The organism is Bacillus sp. AM 13(2015), assembly GCF_001518755.1.
GTDB lineage: Bacteria > Bacillota > Bacilli > Bacillales > Bacillaceae > Bacillus > Bacillus safensis.
In genome coordinates this window covers 58,650-79,239 of record NZ_LKCP01000022.1, presented here as the reverse complement: position 1 = coordinate 79,239, position 20,590 = coordinate 58,650, and the positions used below count along the sequence as shown (strand labels likewise).

Sequence of the window (20,590 nt, the reverse complement as noted above, 5' to 3'; positions counted from 1 at the left end):
AAAACTGCCAGTATGTGCTTATCAATTTAGCAAATCATTAAATCATTTTCCACTTGAAGGAGTGTTCATCACATGTCATTAAGAGAAGAAGCATTACATATGCACAAAGAGAATCAAGGCAAACTCGAATCAAAATCAAAAGTACAAGTGAAAAATGCAAAAGACTTGAGCTTGGCTTATTCACCTGGTGTTGCAGAACCATGTAAAGATATTTATGACGACACAAGCAAAGTGTATGATTATACAATGAAAGGCAATATGGTCGCTGTTGTCACAGACGGAAGCGCTGTTTTAGGGCTTGGAAATATTGGTGCAGAAGCATCTCTTCCAGTAATGGAAGGGAAAGCCGTATTATTCAAAAGCTTTGCAGGCGTAGATGCCTTCCCAATCGCGCTTGCGACGAACGATGTAGACAAAATCGTTGAAACAGTGAAGCTTCTTGAGCCGACTTTTGGCGGTGTGAACCTTGAAGATATTGCAGCTCCTAACTGCTTTATCATTGAAGAGCGCTTGAAAAAAGAGACAAACATTCCAGTTTTCCACGATGATCAACACGGAACAGCCATTGTGACAGTAGCAGGACTAGTGAATGCACTGAAGCTTTCTGGAAAATCTATGTCTTCAATCAAAGTAGTGGCAAACGGCGCCGGGGCAGCAGGAATTGCGATTATCAAACTTCTTTATCATTTCGGTGTACGTGATATCATTATGTGTGATACGAAAGGTGCCATTTACGAAGGCCGCCCGAATGGTATGAATGCAGTGAAAAACGAAGTAGCTAAATTCACGAACCAAGACCGCAAAGAAGGTTCATTAGAAGAAGTCATTGAAGGCGCAGACGTCTTTATCGGGGTTTCTGTAGCAGGCGCTTTAACAAAAGATATGGTTGGAAAAATGGCAAAAGATCCTGTCATCTTTGCTATGGCTAATCCAAATCCAGAGATCATGCCAGAAGATGCACATGCAGCAGGTGCAAGTGTTGTAGGAACTGGTCGTTCTGACTTCCCGAACCAAGTGAACAACGTATTGGCATTCCCAGGAATTTTCCGCGGAGCATTAGATGTACGTGCAACTCACATTAACGAAGAAATGAAAATCGCAGCTGTTGAAGCGATAGCGTCTCTTGTTTCAGATGAGGAATTGTCAGCTGAATATGTCATTCCTGCACCATTTGATGCACGCGTGGCACCAGCGGTAGCAAAAGCTGTGGCAAAAGCAGCAATGGAACTGGCGTTGCAAGAATCAAAGTCGACCCAGAAGCGGTCGCTGAAAAAACAAGAAAATTAACGATTATCGGCGAATAATTAACTGGAAAAGTGTGCACGTTTTTTCTGAAATTGGAGGAAAAACGTGCAACATTTCCTCTCTTACGCGAAAAATTTTTCATCCGGAATGAGATTTTTTTGTAGACGTTCACAATTCAAACATATCAACTGCTCAGCGCCCCAAACACCTACTCATTTCTCATCAATTCCCCACTGAAAAAATTGAATGAAGGATGACAGCGTTTGACAAAAAAAGTACAATAGTTTCGGTACAGTTATGACATGTCCTATAATAGTGGATGTGCGTGTAAAGAAAAAACCCTTCAAAAAGGGAGGTAGTCATTTGTCAATCAAGAATATTTTCAGTAAAAAGAAAAAATATGCATCTGTACCCTCTGAACAGGCAAGCCAAGATGTGCCTGAAGGCATCATGACCAAATGTCCGCAATGTAAAAAAATAATGCTCACCAAAGAACTAGATAAAAATTTACGTGTTTGCATGAATTGCGGCAGACATTTGCAAATGAATGCAAAACAACGTATCGAAAGCCTTGTAGATGAAGGCACATTTGAAGAATTTAACGGGCACCTCATTTCAGCAAACCCGCTCGGTTTCCCAGGCTACGAAGAAAAGCTTGAGAAAGACAGAGAAAAAACATCTTTGAATGAAGCCATTGTCACAGGTAAAGGTGAGATTGAAGGCCAAAGTGCTGTGATTGCTGTCATGGATGCCACGTTCCGTATGGGCAGCATGGGATCGGTTGTTGGTGAAAAGATCACACTGGCGATCGAGAAAGCAAAAGCGGACAAGGTGCCGTTTATTATCTTTACTGCATCTGGTGGAGCGAGAATGCAAGAGGGAATTCTCAGTCTGATGCAGATGGCAAAAACAAGTTCAGCATTAAAACTGTTCAGCGAAGATCAAGGGTTGATTATCTCTGTGATGACGAACCCAACAACTGGCGGTGTATCAGCTAGTTTTGCGTCTCTCGGTGATTACAACTTTGCAGAACCTGGTGCTTTAATTGGTTTTGCAGGCCGCAGAATCATTGAACAAACGATTCGTGAAGACCTGCCAGAGGACTTCCAAACGGCTGAATTTTTAATGAAGCATGGACAGCTTGATGCTGTCATCCATCGTGCAGAAATGAAAGAAACACTAGGCCGAATCTTAGCGCTACACAGCACAGGAGGTGAACGAGAGTGGCTGGAGAACTAGAATTTGAAAAACCTGTCATTGAACTTCGAGCGAAAATTGATGAACTGAAAAAGTTCACACAAAACTCAGAAATGGATTTAAGTGCAGAAATTGAGCGCCTTGAAACGCGTCTGAGCAAGCTTGAAGCAGACATTTATACAAATTTAAAGCCGTGGGACAGAGTGCAGATTGCTAGGCATGCGATGCGCCCAACAACTCTCGATTACATTCAAGAGCTGTTTGACAACTTTTTCGAATGTCACGGTGACCGTTTTTATGGTGATGATGAAGCGATCGTTGGAGGAATTGCCACGTTTAAAGGGCTTCCTGTCACTGTTATTGGCCATCAGCGCGGTAAAGATACAAAAGAAAACTTGCGCCGTAATTTCGGAATGCCTCATCCAGAAGGCTACCGTAAAGCGCTGCGTTTGATGAAACAAGCAGATAAATTTAATCGCCCGATCATTTGCTTTATTGATACAAAAGGAGCTTATCCTGGTAAAGCAGCTGAAGAGCGCGGACAAAGTGAAGCAATTGCGAAAAACCTATTCGAAATGGCAGGACTTCGTGTACCAGTTGTCTGTATTGTCATTGGAGAAGGCGGAAGCGGCGGCGCACTAGGCTTAGGCGTAGGAAACCACCTATTCATGCTAGAAAACTCAACGTATTCAGTGATTTCACCTGAAGGTGCAGCAGCACTGCTCTGGAAGGACTCATCACTTGCGAAAAAAGCTGCAGAATCAATGAAAATTACCGCTCCAGACCTAAAAGAATTAGATATTATAGATGATGTTATTAAAGAAGTGCAAGGTGGAGCACATCGAGACGTGAAACAACAAGCAGCCTACATGGAAAATGTATTAAAACAATCACTTACATCTTTGCTCAAACTAACACCTGAAGAACTAGTCGAACAAAGATATGAAAAATACAAAGCAATCGGGAAAGTATCGATTGAAAATCAATATATTGGGGTAAACTAAATAAACGTACAGCCTTTTTGGCTGGCGTTTATTTTTTTCATCTTTTTTCATGAAAACCGACCTCATGTAAGCGCTATTTGAAAATAATTTTCTTTTGTTTTCATAAAATTTGAAACGTCTGAAAACCCTGATATGACAAGGTTTATAGCACTTGTCTCTACAGATTTCAGAGAAATTTGCTTTCAAGACGTTCTTAACTTTTGTTTAAAAACGGTTTATTTAATTGTATAATAAGTACGGTTTTAGAAATTCGTATTGAAAACATCCAAATTTGCTCATGATTGTTTTCAAGCAGTGGAAATGGTATGTTTAATTCATATATGGTCTCTGAGGTGAAAAAGATGAAGCGTATAGGAGTTTTAACAAGCGGTGGGGATTCCCCAGGAATGAATGCAGCTGTGCGCGCAGTTGTAAGGAAAGCAATTTACCATAATGTTGAAGTTTACGGTATTTATAATGGATACTCAGGTCTAATTAACGGTAAAATTGAGAAACTCGAAATAGGTTCAGTAGGCGATATCATTCATCGTGGAGGAACAAAACTTTACACGGCAAGATGTCCTGAATTCAAGACAGTTGAAGGTCGTGAAAAGGGAATTGAAAACTTAAAAAAATTCGGTATTGAAGGACTTGTAGTCATCGGTGGAGACGGGTCATTTATGGGAGCGAAGAAATTAACAGAGCTCGGTTTTCCATGTGTAGGTGTCCCTGGCACGATTGACAACGATATTCCAGGTACTGATTTCACTATTGGCTTTGATACAGCACTGAATACTGTCATTGATGCCATTGATAAAATTCGTGATACAGCCACATCTCATGAACGTACATACGTAGTGGAAGTAATGGGAAGACATGCTGGTGATATTGCCCTTTGGTCCGGTCTTGCGGGCGGAGCCGAATCTATTTTGATTCCTGAAGCAGACTATGACATGGACGAAATTATTGCTAGGTTAAGAAGAGGTCACGAGCGCGGCAAGAAGCATAGTATTATTATCGTTGCAGAAGGCGTAGGCAGCGGTGTTGAATTTGGTAAGCGGATTGAAGAGGAGACAAGCCTTGAAACACGTGTATCTGTCTTAGGACATATTCAGCGCGGAGGTTCTCCGAGTGCATTTGACCGTGTACTGGCAAGCCGTTTAGGAGCATACGCAGTCGAGCTTCTCCTTGAAGGACAAGGCGGACGCTGTGTAGGCATTCAAAGCAATGAACTTGTCCATCATGATATTTTAGAAATCTTAGATAAAAAACATACAGTCGATAAAAATATGTACCGACTTTCACAAGAGCTCTCTATATAAAACGAGAAGACCTTAGGAGGAACAGTAATGAGAAAGACAAAAATCGTTTGTACAATCGGTCCAGCAAGTGAAAGCATTGAAAAGCTGACTGAATTGATTGAAGCAGGAATGAATGTAGCCAGACTAAACTTCTCCCACGGAGATTTTGAAGAGCATGGTGCACGCATTGAAAACATACGTAAAGCAGGTAAAACATTAGGCAAGGACATTGCGATCCTTCTAGATACAAAAGGTCCAGAGATCCGTACACGTACAGTTGAAAACGGCTCAATTGAGCTAGTCGCTGGTGCTGATCTTATCGTGAGTATGGAAGACATTGTTGGAAATACGGAAAAAATTAGTGTGACATACGAAGATTTAATTCATGATGTAGAAGTAGGTTCAACGATTCTATTAGATGATGGTCTGATTGGTTTAGAAGTAAAAGAAATTAACAAGGACCGCAAAGAAATCGTCACTAAAGTCATGAATACAGGCACGCTCAAAAACAAAAAAGGCGTCAACATACCTGGCGTCAGTGTGAACCTGCCAGGTATTACAGAAAAGGATGCTAATGATATTCTGTTTGGAATTGAACAAGGCGTCGATTTCATCGCAGCTTCTTTTGTTAGACGAGCTTCTGATGTTCTTGAAATTCGTGAGCTTCTTGAAAAGAACAATGCGACTGATATTCAAATCATTCCTAAGATTGAAAACCAAGAGGGTGTTGATAACATCGACGAAATCCTTGAGGTATCTGACGGTTTAATGGTTGCGCGTGGAGATCTTGGTGTAGAGATCCCGGCAGAAGAAGTACCGCTTGTTCAAAAAATGCTGATCAAAAAATGCAATCGTTTAGGCAAACCTGTCATCACAGCGACTCAAATGCTGGACAGCATGCAGCGTAACCCTCGTCCAACCCGCGCGGAAGCAAGTGACGTGGCAAATGCTATTTTTGACGGTACAGATGCGATTATGCTTTCTGGTGAAACAGCAGCAGGAACATATCCAGTAGAAGCTGTACAAACGATGCATAACATTGCATCACGTTCAGAAGAAGCGCTAAACTATAAAGCAATTCTTTCTCGCAGAAGCGAAGAAGTAGAAGTCAGCATTACAGATGCGATTGGTCAATCTGTTGCACATACAGCAATGAAGCTTGATGTGGCAGCCATTGTGACGCCTACGGAAAGCGGACATACAGCAAGAATGATTTCAAAATATAGACCAAAAGCACCAATCGTAGCAGTTACAGCAAACGAATCAGTGGCAAGAAAGCTTTCACTCGTATTCGGTGTATTTGCAAAGAGCGGATCAAAAACGACGTCTACTGATGAAATGCTTGAGAATGCAGTAGAAAAGTCTATTGAAACAGGCTATGTAAGACACGGCGATTTAATCGTCATTACAGCAGGTGTGCCAGTTGGTGAAACAGGTACGACGAACTTAATGAAAGTATATGTTGTCGGTGACATCATTGCGAAAGGTCAAGGTATTGGCCGTAAATCTGCATTTGGACCGGTTGTCATTGCACAAAGCGGAAAAGAAGCAGAAGAAAAAATGTACGACGGTGCGATCCTAGTCGCAAACTGCACAGATCGTGATATGATGGGAGCTTTAGAAAAAGCATCTGCCCTTATCACAGAAGAAGGCGGTTTAACAAGCCATGCAGCTGTTGTTGGATTAAGCCTTGGCATTCCAGTAATTGTTGGTCTTGACGGTGCAACAACACTATTAAAAGAAGGCGAAGAGATTACAGTAGATCCAGCACGCGGAGCGATCTACAAAGGCCGTGCAAGCGTCCTTTAAATCATCCAAGAGGGGAGTTGTCTGACTCCTCTCTTTTTTTTATGTTACACTAAAAAAAGTAAACAGCTTTCGATGAAAGATACCCCATGAGGTGATATGGTTGAAGAAATATTTTCTACTATTATTAATTCTGTTCCCTGCGGTGGAAATTAGTTTATTTTTAATCTCAAGTAAAATCATTGGCATTTTGCCAACGATGCTGCTCATCGTGCTGACAAGTGCATTAGGTGCTTATTTCGCAAGAAAACAAGGAATAGAAGCCTTCCAAAAAGTACAGAGAGATTTACAATATGGCAAGATGCCAGGGGGAGCGATTGTCGATGGTTTTTGTATTCTGATTGGCGGTCTGTTGCTGCTCATTCCAGGCTTCTTATCAGATCTCATTGGGGCTTTGCTGCTCATTCCGGTAACGAGAAAGGGAATTAAGCCGCTCTTTGAACGCTGGCTTAGAAACTTGTCTAATCGCAACCGCTATACAATCATTCGCTAAAGAGACCTTCAGCCTAGGTCTCTTTTATTTTTGCATGCCATACCGAATGTACTCAAAAATATCTCTGAAAACTCCTGCATTACGGAACGCCTGCCACACGACAAGGGAAGCAGGGCCAATCACAAGTCCAAGAAAACCAAACCATTTTAACCCGACAAATAGCGCCACAAGCGTTGCTAGAGGATTAAGTCCGATGGATTTGCTTAAGACTTTTGGCTCTGATATTTGTCTTTGAATGAGGACAACAATATACAAAATGCCCAGTCCAATGGCGAGTGAAAGATTTCCTGTCATAGCAGAATAAATGATCCACGGTAGGAAAACAGTGCCGCTCCCGATATATGGAAGTAAATCGACAAATCCAATACATAAAGCAATCACAAGGGCATGCTCGACTTTTAAAACGATGAGTCCAATCAATACAATACCAATCGTCATGGCCACAAGCAGAAGCTGAGCCTTCATAAAACCGGTAATGGCTTTTTTAATTTCAGATAAAATGGCGCGTGTATGCTGCATCCATTTTGCGGGAAAGATACGTGAACCATATGTTTTTAATGTAAACCAATCTTTCGTGATAAAAAAAGTTGCCAGAGCAGAAAATAACAATGTTGCTGCTGCATCAGGCAAAAGACCTAAAAAACTGGGAATAAGCTCTAGTGTTTTTGAAAGAAAAGTCCCGATTTTTGCGGCAGCTTCATCACCGAGTGCTTGAATTTGTCCCAAAATCGATTCCTTTTGGCCCGCTTGAAGCGTATTAAATTGGGCTGTGACATCATGATATAAAGGCAGAATTTTATCTGTGAAAAATTGCTCTACAATACCAATCAATTGATCAAGATGGCCAGGCAGCACCTTTGCCAAATAAGCACTCCCTGAAATGATTTCAGCCACTAAAAGCGTCATGAAGCCGGCGGCTGCGACTAAAAAGAGCAAGAGCACAATGACCACAACAAGTCCTCTCGGCATCCCGGTGATCTCTTCGATTTTGCATACGGCAGGATGAATTAAACAAGACACGATAAGGGCGATCCAAAAAGGATATAAAAACGGAAAAGACTGATATAAAAAGACAACAGCAAAAACAGCAATGCTGATTATCATCAAACTTCGCAGAAAAATGGCCACATAGGCGTGATTCACACAATCCCCTCCAAAAAACAAGCATGTCCGATACTTCATTTTATTCAAAAAGATTAGTAATATGAAAAGGTCGCAATAAAAAGAAAGAAAGGAGCGGCGTATGTTTACTCAAGCAAATTTATTTTTGGTACTTTTACTCGTTATTGCACTTATTGCAAAAAACAATTCGTTAATTTTAGCGGTCTCTGTACTGATCGCGATTAAGCTGATTGGCCTGGATCAAAAAATTTTCCCGGTTCTTCAATCTAAAGGTATTAATTGGGGAGTTACCGTTATTACCATTGCTGTGCTGGTCCCGATTGCAACAGGTGATATTGGATTTAAGCAGCTTGGAGAAGCGATGAAATCTTCCTATGCTTGGATAGCTCTTGGAGCGGGTATATTAGTAGCATTAATTGCAAAAAACGGGATTGTGCTACTCGAAAATGATCCGCATATTACGGCAGCGCTTGTGTTCGGTACCATTTTGGCAGTCAGCTTATTTAAAGGGGTGGCTGTTGGACCGCTCATCGGGGCAGGAATTGCTTATTTGGCGATGCAGGCTGTGAAATTTTTCAGCGGGTGAAAAGAGAGTGGTTCCTGCCACTTTCTTTTTTAAATTTTTTCTTGCGTGAGCTTTTGCAAAAAAACATAATTAAATATATTAAAAGAAGCAAATTCCCTTTATTCCATGCCTGATATGGGAGACTGGAAAAAAAAATATCAAAAAAAATTATAGTTAAACATTTAACAAATGTCTGATTATTGTTTATAATGGGAATAGGCTTAATTTTGAACTCATTGATCACACAAGAGATATGAGGCTAAAAGCGCTCTAACCGTATAGGTAAATGTAAGCATTTTCTTTTCAGAAACTGCCATCTTATTCGGATTGGATAGCGCTTTCAAAAAGTGAGAATCTGCAACGAAGGGGAATCTTTTTAAAAAGGGGAGATTGAACATGACAGCAACAAGAGGTCTTGAAGGTATCGTGGCAACAACTTCATCCGTAAGCTCAATTATTGATGATACTCTTACTTATGTAGGGTACAATATCGATGATTTAACTGAAAAAGCTACATTCGAAGAAATTGTCTACCTGTTATGGCACTTAAAGCTGCCGAATGAGCAGGAGCTGAGTGAATTAAAACAACAGCTCAATGAAAATGCTCAGATTCCGCAAGAAATCATTGAGCATTTTAAATCTTATTCGCTCGATGGGGTTCATCCAATGTCTGCGATTCGTACAGCAGTATCCTTACTAGGTTTACTAGATGACGAATCAGAGATTATGGACAAAGAAGCGAATTACAGAAAGGCAATTCGCTTACAGGCGAAAATTTCTGGACTAGTCGCTGCGTTTTCTCGCATTCGCAAAGGACTTGAGCCTGTACAGCCAAAAGAAGAATACAGCTATGCTGCAAACTTCTTGTATATGCTAAATGGCGAAGAGCCATCACCAGTAGAAATTGAAGCCATTGATAAGGCGCTTATTCTACATGCGGATCATGAATTAAACGCATCGACATTTACAGCACGTGTATGTGTTGCTACACTATCAGATATCTACTCTGGTGTGACAGCGGCTATCGGTGCGCTGAAAGGACCGCTTCATGGCGGCGCTAATGAAGGCGTGATGAAGATGCTTTCAGAAATTGGCGAAGTTGAAAACGTAGATTCCTATATTCATGGTAAGCTAGAGAAGAAAGAAAAAATTATGGGCTTTGGCCACCGCGTATACCGTCAAGGTGACCCGCGTGCAAAGCACCTAAAAGAAATGAGCCAGCGTTTAACAAACCTCACTGGCGAGCCGAAATGGTATGAAATGTCTGTTCGCGCAGAGGAAATCGTGACATCAGAGAAAAATCTTCCACCAAATGTTGATTTTTATTCTGCATCTGTATATCACAGTCTTGGCATTGATCATGACTTATTTACACCAATTTTCGTGATCAGCCGATTCTCTGGATGGATTGCTCATATTCTAGAGCAATATGACAACAACCGACTCATCCGTCCAAGAGCTGATTACATTGGACCTGATCTTCAAACCTTTGTTCCGATCAGTGAAAGAGACTAATGTTTATAGAATAAGCGGGGGCTGATTTCAAAAGGCTAATCAGCCTCCATATCAACATCAACAAAAAACGAATCACGTGAAAAACTTTTTTGCTTGCAGACATCAAGCCAAGAAGTTTCAAATATTCACTACATAACCTGGGAGGTAATATCATTGTCACAAGGCGAAAAAATTACAGTTACTGGCGGCGTATTGAATGTACCAAATAATCCAATCATCCCGTTTATCGAAGGGGACGGAATCGGTCCTGACATTTGGAAAGCAGCATCAAGAGTACTTGAAGCAGCTGTAGAAAAAGCATATAAAGGTGAAAAGCAAATCACTTGGAAAGAAGTATATGCAGGTGAGAAAGCTTACAATAAAACTGGAGAGTGGCTTCCTGAGCAAACGCTTGAAGACATTCGTGAATACTTAATTGCGATTAAAGGACCACTAACAACACCAATTGGCGGAGGAATCCGTTCATTAAACGTGGCACTTAGACAAGAGCTTGATTTATTCACATGCTTACGTCCAGTTCGCTGGTTCAAAGGCGTACCTTCTCCTGTCAAACGTCCAGAAGACACAGATATGGTGATCTTCCGTGAGAACACAGAAGATATCTATGCTGGTATTGAGTATGCAAAAGGTTCAGACGAAGTGAAGAAGTTAATTGACTTCTTGAAAAACGAATTAGGTGTGAACAAAATCCGTTTCCCAGAAACGTCAGGTATCGGAATCAAGCCAGTTTCTGAAGAGGGAACATCCCGTCTTGTCAGAGCGGCTATCCAATATGCAATTGACCAAGGCCGTAAATCTGTGACGCTTGTTCACAAAGGAAACATCATGAAATTTACAGAAGGTGCTTTCAAAAACTGGGGCTACGAAGTGGCTGAAAAAGAGTTTGGCGACAAAGTCTTTACATGGGCACAATATGATCGTATTGTAGAACAAGATGGAAAAGATGCGGCAAACAAAGCGCAAAGTGAAGCAGAAGCTGCTGGCAAAATCATTGTCAAAGACAGCATTGCAGATATTTTCCTTCAACAAATCCTAACTCGTCCAGCTGAGTTCGATGTTGTGGCTACAATGAACTTAAATGGAGATTACATCTCTGATGCACTTGCAGCACAAGTTGGTGGAATTGGTATCGCGCCAGGAGCGAACATCAACTACGAAACAGGACACGCTATTTTTGAAGCGACTCACGGAACAGCACCAAAATATGCTGGTCTTGATAAAGTGAATCCATCTTCTGTTCTTCTATCAGGCGTGCTTTTACTTGAGCACCTTGGCTGGCAGGAAGCAGCTGATCTAGTGATTCAATCTGTTGAAAAAACAATTGCATCTAAAGTCGTCACTTACGATTTTGCTAGATTAATGGATGGCGCAACAGAAGTGAAATGTTCTGAGTTTGCTGACGAGCTCATCAAAAACTTGTCTTGATTCTTAAACTTTAAAGTTAAAGGGGAAAAAGGAAATGGCAAACAAGCGTAAAAAAGTATCTGTCATCGGAGCAGGTTTTACTGGAGCAACTACAGCATTTTTAACAGCTCAAAAAGAATTAGCGGATGTCGTCTTAGTTGATATCCCGCAGCTTGAGAACCCAACAAAAGGGAAAGCTCTTGATATGCTGGAAGCAAGCCCTGTTCAAGGTTTCGATGCGAACATTACAGGCACTTCTAACTACGAAGATACAGCCGGTTCTGATGTCGTGGTCATTACGGCAGGAATTGCAAGAAAGCCGGGAATGAGCCGTGACGATCTCGTGTCAACAAATGAAAAAATCATGCGCAGCGTGACACGCGAAATCGTTAAATATTCTCCAGAAGCCATTATTGTTGTGTTAACAAACCCTGTTGATGCAATGACATATGCAGTTTATAAAGAATCAGGATTACCAAAAGAAAAAGTCATTGGACAATCGGGTATTCTTGATACAGCACGTTTCCGTACGTTTGTTGCTCAAGAATTAAACCTATCTGTCAAAGATGTGACGGGCTTTGTCCTTGGTGGACATGGCGATGACATGGTTCCGCTTGTTCGTTACTCTTATGCAGGCGGTATCCCGCTTGAAACATTGATTCCAAAAGATCGAATTGATGCGATTGTTGAAAGAACAAGAAAAGGCGGCGGCGAAATCGTGAACCTATTAGGTAACGGTAGTGCCTATTATGCACCTGCTGCTTCACTTGTAGAAATGGTTGAGGCGATTCTAAAAGATCAGCGCCGCGTAATCCCAACGATTGCTTACCTTGAAGGTGAATATGGCTACGAAGGCATTTACCTTGGTGTACCAACAATCGTAGGTGGAAACGGCCTTGAGCAGATCATTGAGCTTGAGCTGACAGAAGAAGAAAGAAGTCAGCTTGACCGTTCTGTTGAATCTGTTAAGAACGTCATGAAAGTATTGTCTTAATATGAAAAAAAGAAGGCTTCTCTTATGAGGGGCCTTCTTTTTGTTTACAAAACAAATCTTGTCGAAATTTTAAATTGTCCTCTTGTTAAGCTTTCGTTAAAATGAAAGAGAAAGCATGACTTCTCGCTTTTCACATAAGATACAAAAAAACGGATGCAGGGGAAATCACTAATTGGAGGCACAACATGAATAAAAAAATATTAGTTGTGGATGATGAAGAATCGATTGTAACACTTCTAAGCTATAACCTTGAAAGGGCGGGCTATGATGTCGTCACAGCAAGAGATGGGGAAGAAGCGCTTGAAAAAGCAGCAAGTGAACAGCCTGATCTCATCGTATTAGATTTAATGCTTCCGAAGATGGACGGCATTGAAGTGTGCAAACAACTGAGAATTCAAAAAATGATGTTCCCTATTTTAATGCTGACAGCAAAGGACGATGAATTTGATAAGGTGCTCGGCCTTGAACTTGGAGCCGATGATTACATGACAAAGCCATTCAGTCCTAGAGAAGTGGGTGCTCGGGTAAAAGCCATCTTAAGAAGAGCGCAGCAATCTCAGCCTGCCCCCACGCAAGAGGACAAGGAAGAGGTCATTGCAGACCAAATCAAAATTGGTGAACTGCGCATTTTACCAGAACACTACGAAGTCTACTTCCAAGAAGAACGTCTAGAGCTTACGCCGAAGGAATTTGAACTGCTGCTTTATTTGGCCAAGCATAAAGGACGTGTCCTCACACGTGATCTGCTGCTAAGTGCCGTTTGGAATTATGACTTTGCAGGAGACACTCGTATTGTGGATGTACACATCAGCCACTTGCGGGACAAAATTGAAAAGAATACGAAAAAACCAACATACATTAAAACCATTCGCGGCTTAGGCTACAAATTGGAGGAGCCAAAGCCAAATGAGTAAAATAAGAACCCGCCTGTTTTCGGGACTTATTTTTCTCCTTTTTATTGTGTTTGTTGCACTTGGCCTTTTCTTGGATCACATGTTCCATGTTTTTTATGAAACAAAATTAACGGAACGAATGGAAAATGAATCGAGCTTTCTTCTTTCTTCCATGGATGGTGATGATCTGCAGGCGAAGCAAAACAAGGAGATCCTCAATCAGGCAAAGCAGCATCTCGACATGAATGCGTCAATTGTGGATCTGAAGGGGAATATCATACATACAACGGGTCAAGCGGAGCAAAGGGGCATCATTCAAAACACACTGAACAATGAACGGCTTCAAACAAAAGGCGTCGTCATTGAGGATGAAAAGGATGCGCTGTTTCATTACGCAGTCCCTATCGTGAAACAAAACGAACCGGCAGGCTATTTATTTCTCCATGCGTCATTCCAGCCTTTAAATGAAATTGACGGCCAGCTTTGGCTCGCATTAGCCGTTTGTCTTGGCTCGGCGATTATTATCATCGTTTTCTTTGGATACCGCATGTCAATGAAATATGTAAAACCGATAGATTATGCCACAAAGGTAGCCAAACAGCTGGAACGCGGGAACTATGATACCAATCATTATGAAGAGCTCATCATTGAAACTAGTGAGCTTAATACATCAATGAAGCGTCTGGCAGAAAGCCTTCAAGAAATGACAAGCACTGGTGAAATGCAGCGGGACCGTCTGCAAACAGTCATTGAAAACATCGGTGCAGGAATTATTTTGATTGATAAGATGGGGTATATCAACCTAGTCAATCGAACCTTCCGCAAGCAGTTTAAGGTGCAAAAGCACATTTACATGCACAAGCTGTATCATGAAGCATTTACACATGACGAAATTATTGAGCTGATTGACGAAATTTTTATGACAGAAACGAAGGTGCGGAAGTTTTTGCGCCTAGCCGTTGACATTGAACGGCGCTACTTCCAAGTGGATGGTGTCCCAATTTTAAGTACAGACGATGAATGGAAAGGAATTGTCCTTGTGTTTCATGACGTGACAGAAACAAAGCAGCTCGAGCAAATGCGAAAAGATTTTGTCGCCAATGTGTCTCACGAATTAAAGACACCGATTACGTCGATTAAAGGATTCTCCGAAACCCTTCTTGATGGAGCGATTGATGACAAAGAAGCGCTGACACAATTCCTTTCCATCATTCTAAAAGAGAGTGTCAGACTCGAAACTCTCATTCAAGATTTACTCGATCTTTCCAAAATCGAGCAGCAACATTTCAAACTAAATATTCAAGACGCCAATGCGTCAGAAATCATTCAAGAGATTGAAGTCCTTTTAAAACAAAAGGCTGCGGAAAAAGGTATTCAATTACAAGTGCGTATCCCGAAAGAGCCTGTCTATGTGATGGCAGATCCGTTGAGATTAAAGCAAATCTTCCTCAATCTCGTGAACAATGCCCTTACCTATACACCAGAGGGAGGGAGTGTCACCATTTCGGCAAGACCGCGGAAAGGCGCCTATGAATTTGATGTAGCAGATACAGGAATCGGCATGAAGAAAAGAGAGATTCCAAGAATATTTGAGAGATTTTATCGAATTGATAAAGATAGAAGTAGAAATTCAGGCGGAACAGGACTTGGTCTTGCGATTGTCAAACACCTTGTGGAGGCGCATGAAGGGACGATTTCAGTCCATAGCAAACAAGGGAAAGGAACGACTTTTACAGTGAGCCTGAAATCAAAATAGGAAAAAAAGGAAAGTCACGTTAAAATTTACATGATCTTTACAATGGATTCATGTTTAGTTAAACAATCATTGGTAGGATGAATAGGAACCCCTTCATCCAAGGAGCCAATTTTGTAAGGACGAAAACACTTGTTGTTTTCGTCCCTTTTTTATGCAGGTTCGACTATTTTCTTTTCAAAATAAACTTTGATAAAATGATGATACAATGTGTGAAAGAGACGGCTGAAATGGCTCAGCCGATGGAGGATTAAAACATGACAGACAAAAAGAAATTAGTACTAGTGGATGGAAACAGTCTCGCTTATCGAGCCTTTTTTGCTTTGCCGCTACTATCAAATGATAAAGGCGTCCATACAAATGCCATTTATGGCTTTGCAATGATTTTAATGAAGATGCTCGAGGACGAGAAGCCAACCCATATGCTTGTGGCATTTGATGCGGGGAAAACAACGTTCCGCCACGAGACATTTAAAGAATATAAAGGCGGAAGACAAAAAACACCGCCAGAGCTATCAGAACAAATGCCGTTTATCCGTGAACTATTAGATGCCTATCAGGTGAAAAGGTACGAGCTTCCTCAATACGAGGCTGACGATATTATCGGGACATTGGCTGTGGAGGCAGAAAAAGACGGCTTTGAAGTGAAAATTTTCTCAGGAGATAAGGACTTAACGCAGCTCTCAACAGACCATACGACGGTGGCAATTACGAAAAAAGGCATTACAGAAGTAGAATATTACACACCGGCTCATATTGAAGAAAAATATGGTCTGCGCCCAGATCAAATCATCGATATGAAAGGCTTGATGGGAGATTCCTCAGATAATATCCCAGGGGTGCCCGGTGTAGGGGAAAAAACAGCGATAAAATTGTTAAAGCAGTTTGAAACGGTAGAAAACCTGCTTGAACATATTGACGAAGTCAGTGGTAAAAAACTCAAAGAAAAGCTTGAAGAATATAAAGAGCAAGCGGTGATGAGTAAACAACTCGCAACGATTCTTGTCGAAGCGCCAATTGATGTATCAAGCAAGGATCTCGCATATGAAGGTCCTCATATGGATCAAGTGATCTCTCTTTATAAAGAACTAGGCTTTCAAACGCTGCTAGAGCGTCTAGGAGAAGCACCAGAAACAGGTGAACAGGTCGAAGTTGAAGCATTAGAAGTGAAAAAAATGACCGATGTAACGGATGAAATGCTGACAGATCACGCCGCCCTTGTGGTAGAACAGCTTGGAGATAATTATCATGAAGCGGATTTGATCGGTTTTGCGATCCATAATGAAAACGGTGCATTTTTTATCACGAAAGAAGATGCACTTCAATCAGATGCATTTAAACAATGGGTACAGGATGAAACGAAGAAGAAATGGGTCTTCGATTCAAAAAGAGCAGTTGTCGCCCTCAGATGGCACGATGTCGATCTAAAAGGTGTCGATAACGATGTCCTGCTCGCTTCCTATGTCGTCAATCCTCAGAAATCCTATGAGGACGTCGCAAGTGTGGCGAAGGAATACGGCCTGAACATCGCATTTTCTGATGAAAAAGTGTACGGAAAAGGAGCAAAGCAGGCGATCCCACCTGAAGATGAACTGAAGGAACATCTTGGACGAAAAGCAGCGGCGATCTCTGCTCTGCATGACTTAACACTTGAAGCACTAGAAAAAAATGATCAACATGAACTGTATGAAGACTTAGAGCTGCCGCTTGCCCTCATCTTAGGTGAAATGGAATCACTTGGCGTAAAGGTAGATATTGAGCGCCTAGAGAAGATGGGTGAAGAGTTAGCGAAAAAGCTGAAAGAATATGAAGAAACCATTCACCGCTTAGCAGGAGAAACGTTTAACATCAATTCTCCTAAACAGCTTGGTGTGATTCTTTTTGAAAAATTAGGTCTGCCGATTATTAAAAAGACAAAAACAGGCTACTCGACATCTGCGGATGTTCTTGAAAAGCTTGAAGATAAGCACGAAATCATTCGGTCTATTCTGCATTACCGCCAAATTGGAAAGCTCCAATCGACCTATGTGGAAGGCTTAATGAAGGTAACGCGCAAGGATACACATAAAGTGCATACACGATTTAATCAAGCGCTCACGCAAACAGGAAGACTAAGCTCAACAGATCCAAACCTGCAAAACATCCCGATTCGTTTAGAGGAAGGACGGAAGATTCGTCAAGCATTCGTTCCATCAAAAGAAGGCTGGCTTATGTTTGCTGCTGACTATTCACAAATTGAGCTGCGTGTACTCGCTCATATTTCTCAGGATGAGAATTTGATCGAAGCGTTTACGCAAGATATGGATATTCACACGAAAACAGCGATGGACGTGTTCCATGTCTCAGAAGAAGAAGTGACTTCCTCTATGAGAAGACAAGCCAAGGCTGTCAACTTCGGAATTGTATATGGAATCAGTGACTATGGATTATCTCAAAATCTTGGGATCACAAGAAAAGAAGCAGCTGCCTTTATCGAACGCTATTTAACAAGCTTTAAAGGCGTGAAAACCTATATGGAAGAGATTGTGCAGGAAGCGAAACAAAAAGGATATGTCACGACACTTCTCAAACGCAGACGGTATATCCCGGATATCACCAGCCGTAATTTTAATATCAAAAGCTTTGCGGAAAGAACAGCCATGAACACACCGATCCAAGGAAGTGCAGCTGATATTATTAAAAAAGCCATGATTGATATGGCGCGTAAGTTAAAAGAAGAAAACTTGCAGGCAAATCTTTTATTACAGGTGCACGATGAATTGATCTTCGAAGCGCCGAAAGAAGAAATTGCCATACTCGAAAAAATTGTCCCTGAAGTCATGGAAAATGCACTTCAGCTAGATGTGCCGCTAAAAGTTGATTTTGCTTCAGGCCCATCTTGGTACGACGCAAAATAATAGAGAGAGAAAAAGGAGCGAGGAGCATGCCGGAATTACCAGAAGTTGAAACCGTCCGGCGCACACTCAAGCGGTTAGTCGAAGGAAAAACGATTGAAACGGTCGATATCAAATGGCCAAATATCATCAAACGTCCTGGGGAGCCGGAAGAGTTCGCAAGAAGGATGGTAGGAGAAACGATACAAACCATTGAAAGAAGAGGAAAGTTCCTGCTCTTTCATTTAGACCACTACGTAATGGTCTCCCATTTAAGGATGGAAGGGAAATACCGTGTACATGAAGCGCATGAACCATACGATAAACATGTACACGTCGTCTTTACATTTACCGATGGTACTGAGCTTCGGTATCATGATGTGCGTAAATTTGGCACAATGCATTTATTTCAGCCGGGGGAAGAGGAAAAGGAACTCCCGCTCTCACAGCTGGGGTATGAGCCTTTTGATGATCAATTCACTCCGGAATATTTATGGGAGCAATTGAAAAAAACATCCCGTGTGGTCAAAACAGCGCTGCTTGATCAAAAGATTGTCGTGGGACTAGGTAATATTTATGTAGATGAGGTTTTGTTTAAAGCAGGCATTCATCCAGAAACAAAAGCGAATCAGCTCAGCCTTGAATCGTGTAAAGTACTTCACAGGCATATTATCGATACACTTCAAGTAGCGGTAGATGCAGGAGGAAGCACGATTCGCTCATATATCAATTCACAAGGTGATATTGGAACATTTCAATTGCAGCTTCTTGTGTATGACCGGCGGGGAGAGCCTTGTCAAACATGCGGAAGCATCATTGAGAAAACAGTAGTCGGAGGGCGCGGCACACATTTTTGTGTAACCTGCCAAAAACGTCCTCAATAAAAATCAGCCATCAGCATGCTTCCTTTTTGCTGTGCATACGATAAAAAACATTCATTTTTCAGCAAGGTGTAGACTGACACACAGCCCACCTGCTCTTCATATAGTGAAGAAGAGTCTAAGGACGCCTAGAGACTCTTGATCATCGTTGCATGAACAGAAAGGAAGAGTTCAGGTATGATTTCGATTTCGCTCCTGTTTTTAGCTATTGCAGTCAGCATTGACAGCTTTTCTGTAGGCTTTACGTATGGACTTCGTAAAATGAAGATTCCATTTAAAGCGATTGTCATTATTGCATGCTGTTCAGGGATTGTGCTGCTCATTTCTATGCTGATTGGCAGCCTGCTGACGACATTCCTCCCTGTCTCAGTGACAGATAAACTTGGTGGAGGCATTTTGATCGCTATTGGACTTTGGGTCCTTTATCAATTTTACAAACCAGCGAAAGAGCGTGACTTGCTACTTCATGAAAAGACATTGCTTAATGTGGAAGTGCAATCACTTGGTCTTGTCATTCAAATTTTGCGCAAACCGACAAGTGCAGATATTGACCGTTCTGGGACGATTAATGGAATAGAAGCGGTGCTTCTTGGGATTGCTTTATCCATTGATGCATTTGGCGCAGGGATTGGCGCTGCGATTCTAGGCTTTTCACCAATTGTCATGAGTATCACTGTGGCCGTGATGAGCTCACTCTTTGTGTGTATTGGGCTTCGTTCTGGTCATTACTTGGCAAATTGGCGCTGGATCGATAAACTTGCATGCTTACCAGGGCTTCTGCTCATTTTAATTGGGGTGTGGAAGCTGTAAAGGAGGAAATCAATTGACGCTTGTCATTGGATTAACAGGCGGGATTGCTAGTGGAAAAAGCACCGTCTCGCAAATGATAAAAGAGCAGGGCATTCGGGTCGTGGACGCAGATGTCATTGCAAAAGAAGCGGTTGCCAAAGGTACACCAGCTCTTCAACAAATCGTTCAAACCTTTGGCGAGGATGTTCTCCGGCCAAATGGGGAGCTGAACCGGCAGCAGCTTGGAGCCATCATTTTTTCTGATGAAGAGAAAAGAAAGCAGCTGAATGCGATTGTTCATCCTGAAGTGAGAAAGGAAATGCTCAAACAGAGAGATGAAGGAGTTAGTCAGCAAGAAACCTTCGTTGTCCTCGATATCCCGCTTTTATTTGAAAGTCAGCTGGAAAGCCTCGTCGACCGCATCATTGTGGTGTATACAACGCCTGAATTGCAGCTGTCGCGGCTCATGAATCGAAATGACCTCAGCGAGGAAGAAGCACTGAATCGTATTCACTCTCAGCAGTCTCTTGAGGAGAAATGTAAAAAAGCAGACCACGTGATAGAGAACACACAAGATCTCGCGTTTATCAGAAAGCAATTGCAGAACATATTAAATGAATGGGAACATACAGATAAGTAAGAGTACATACACGTACTCTTCTTTTTTTATGCTTTATTCTTATTTCCTTTGAAAAGAACAGCCCTTTTTAGAAAATATACGTTTATATACTGGCAATTACATTCTAATGTGATATACTAATTTCATAAATAAATTT

General features: G+C 41.6%; 16 protein-coding genes and 1 pseudogene. 16 read left to right on the top strand and 1 reads right to left on the bottom strand.

Annotation, left to right across the window (positions count from 1 at the left end):
- Nucleotides 1–72: 72 nt before the first annotated feature.
- The 6 genes and pseudogenes from AOQ70_RS02690 to AOQ70_RS02665 all read left to right on the top strand — a co-directional run bounded on the left by AOQ70_RS02690 (nucleotide 73) and on the right by AOQ70_RS02665 (nucleotide 7,025).
- Nucleotides 73–1,304: pseudogene (locus tag AOQ70_RS02690) on the top strand (NAD(P)-dependent malic enzyme).
- A 304-nt stretch (nucleotides 1,305–1,608) separates the two neighbouring features.
- Nucleotides 1,609–2,484 carry an acetyl-CoA carboxylase, carboxyltransferase subunit beta gene (gene accD / locus AOQ70_RS02685; RefSeq protein WP_034279640.1) on the top strand — a complete coding sequence of 292 codons (876 nt, stop codon included), beginning with the start codon at nucleotides 1,609–1,611 and terminating at the stop codon, nucleotides 2,482–2,484.
- Nucleotides 2,469–3,446, top strand: coding sequence for an acetyl-CoA carboxylase carboxyl transferase subunit alpha (gene accA / locus AOQ70_RS02680; RefSeq protein ID WP_039180569.1), 978 nt, complete (start codon nucleotides 2,469–2,471; stop codon nucleotides 3,444–3,446). The genes accD and accA overlap by 16 nt, the downstream gene beginning before the upstream one ends.
- A gap of 341 nt (nucleotides 3,447–3,787) precedes the next feature.
- The gene (gene pfkA / locus AOQ70_RS02675) at nucleotides 3,788–4,747 is read left to right on the top strand and encodes a 6-phosphofructokinase (protein ID WP_024424794.1); all 960 of its coding nucleotides are present in this window, start codon (nucleotides 3,788–3,790) and stop codon (nucleotides 4,745–4,747) included.
- A 27-nt stretch (nucleotides 4,748–4,774) separates the two neighbouring features.
- Nucleotides 4,775–6,535 (top strand): pyruvate kinase, encoded by a 1,761-nt coding sequence (gene pyk / locus AOQ70_RS02670; protein ID WP_039180567.1) that lies wholly within the window; start codon nucleotides 4,775–4,777, stop codon nucleotides 6,533–6,535.
- A 100-nt stretch (nucleotides 6,536–6,635) separates the two neighbouring features.
- On the top strand, nucleotides 6,636–7,025 hold the full coding sequence (locus AOQ70_RS02665; protein WP_039180564.1) for an FxsA family protein: 390 nt from the start codon (nucleotides 6,636–6,638) through the stop codon (nucleotides 7,023–7,025).
- A gap of 24 nt (nucleotides 7,026–7,049) precedes the next feature.
- On the opposite strand, the gene ytvI is transcribed toward AOQ70_RS02665, so the two are convergent.
- Entirely contained in the window at nucleotides 7,050–8,168 is a 1,119-nt protein-coding gene (gene ytvI / locus AOQ70_RS02660; protein ID WP_059374774.1) for a sporulation integral membrane protein YtvI, read from the bottom strand.
- A gap of 100 nt (nucleotides 8,169–8,268) precedes the next feature.
- Between ytvI and AOQ70_RS02655 the strand changes: the two genes are divergently transcribed.
- The 10 genes from AOQ70_RS02655 (at nucleotide 8,269) to coaE (ending at nucleotide 20,454) form a co-directional block, all read left to right on the top strand.
- Entirely contained in the window at nucleotides 8,269–8,733 is a 465-nt protein-coding gene (locus tag AOQ70_RS02655) for a DUF441 domain-containing protein (protein ID WP_007501699.1), read from the top strand.
- 375 nt (nucleotides 8,734–9,108) lie between these two features.
- A complete protein-coding gene (gene citZ, locus AOQ70_RS02650) occupies nucleotides 9,109–10,227 on the top strand; it encodes a citrate synthase (protein WP_024424790.1) in 1,119 nt (372 codons plus the stop codon).
- 153 nt (nucleotides 10,228–10,380) lie between these two features.
- A complete protein-coding gene (icd, locus tag AOQ70_RS02645) occupies nucleotides 10,381–11,652 on the top strand; it encodes an NADP-dependent isocitrate dehydrogenase (protein ID WP_024424789.1) in 1,272 nt (423 codons plus the stop codon).
- 34 nt (nucleotides 11,653–11,686) lie between these two features.
- A complete protein-coding gene (gene mdh / locus AOQ70_RS02640; RefSeq protein ID WP_008356047.1) occupies nucleotides 11,687–12,625 on the top strand; it encodes a malate dehydrogenase in 939 nt (312 codons plus the stop codon).
- 185 nt (nucleotides 12,626–12,810) lie between these two features.
- Entirely contained in the window at nucleotides 12,811–13,539 is a 729-nt protein-coding gene (locus tag AOQ70_RS02635) for a response regulator transcription factor (protein WP_039180559.1), read from the top strand.
- The gene (pnpS, locus tag AOQ70_RS02630; protein WP_059374772.1) at nucleotides 13,532–15,274 is read left to right on the top strand and encodes a two-component system histidine kinase PnpS; all 1,743 of its coding nucleotides are present in this window, start codon (nucleotides 13,532–13,534) and stop codon (nucleotides 15,272–15,274) included. Before AOQ70_RS02635 ends, pnpS begins: the two co-directional genes overlap by 8 nt.
- A 254-nt stretch (nucleotides 15,275–15,528) precedes the next feature.
- Entirely contained in the window at nucleotides 15,529–18,168 is a 2,640-nt protein-coding gene (polA, locus tag AOQ70_RS02625) for a DNA polymerase I (RefSeq protein ID WP_041086577.1), read from the top strand.
- A 26-nt stretch (nucleotides 18,169–18,194) separates the two neighbouring features.
- Nucleotides 18,195–19,028 carry a DNA-formamidopyrimidine glycosylase gene (mutM, locus tag AOQ70_RS02620; protein ID WP_024426140.1) on the top strand — a complete coding sequence of 278 codons (834 nt, stop codon included), beginning with the start codon at nucleotides 18,195–18,197 and terminating at the stop codon, nucleotides 19,026–19,028.
- 174 nt (nucleotides 19,029–19,202) lie between these two features.
- Entirely contained in the window at nucleotides 19,203–19,835 is a 633-nt protein-coding gene (ytaF, locus tag AOQ70_RS02615) for a sporulation membrane protein YtaF (protein WP_034279660.1), read from the top strand.
- Nucleotides 19,836–19,848: 13 nt separating this feature from the next.
- Complete coding sequence (coaE, locus tag AOQ70_RS02610; RefSeq protein WP_059374770.1) at nucleotides 19,849–20,454, top strand: dephospho-CoA kinase; 606 nt, start codon at nucleotides 19,849–19,851, stop codon at nucleotides 20,452–20,454.
- Nucleotides 20,455–20,590 lie beyond the last annotated feature (136 nt).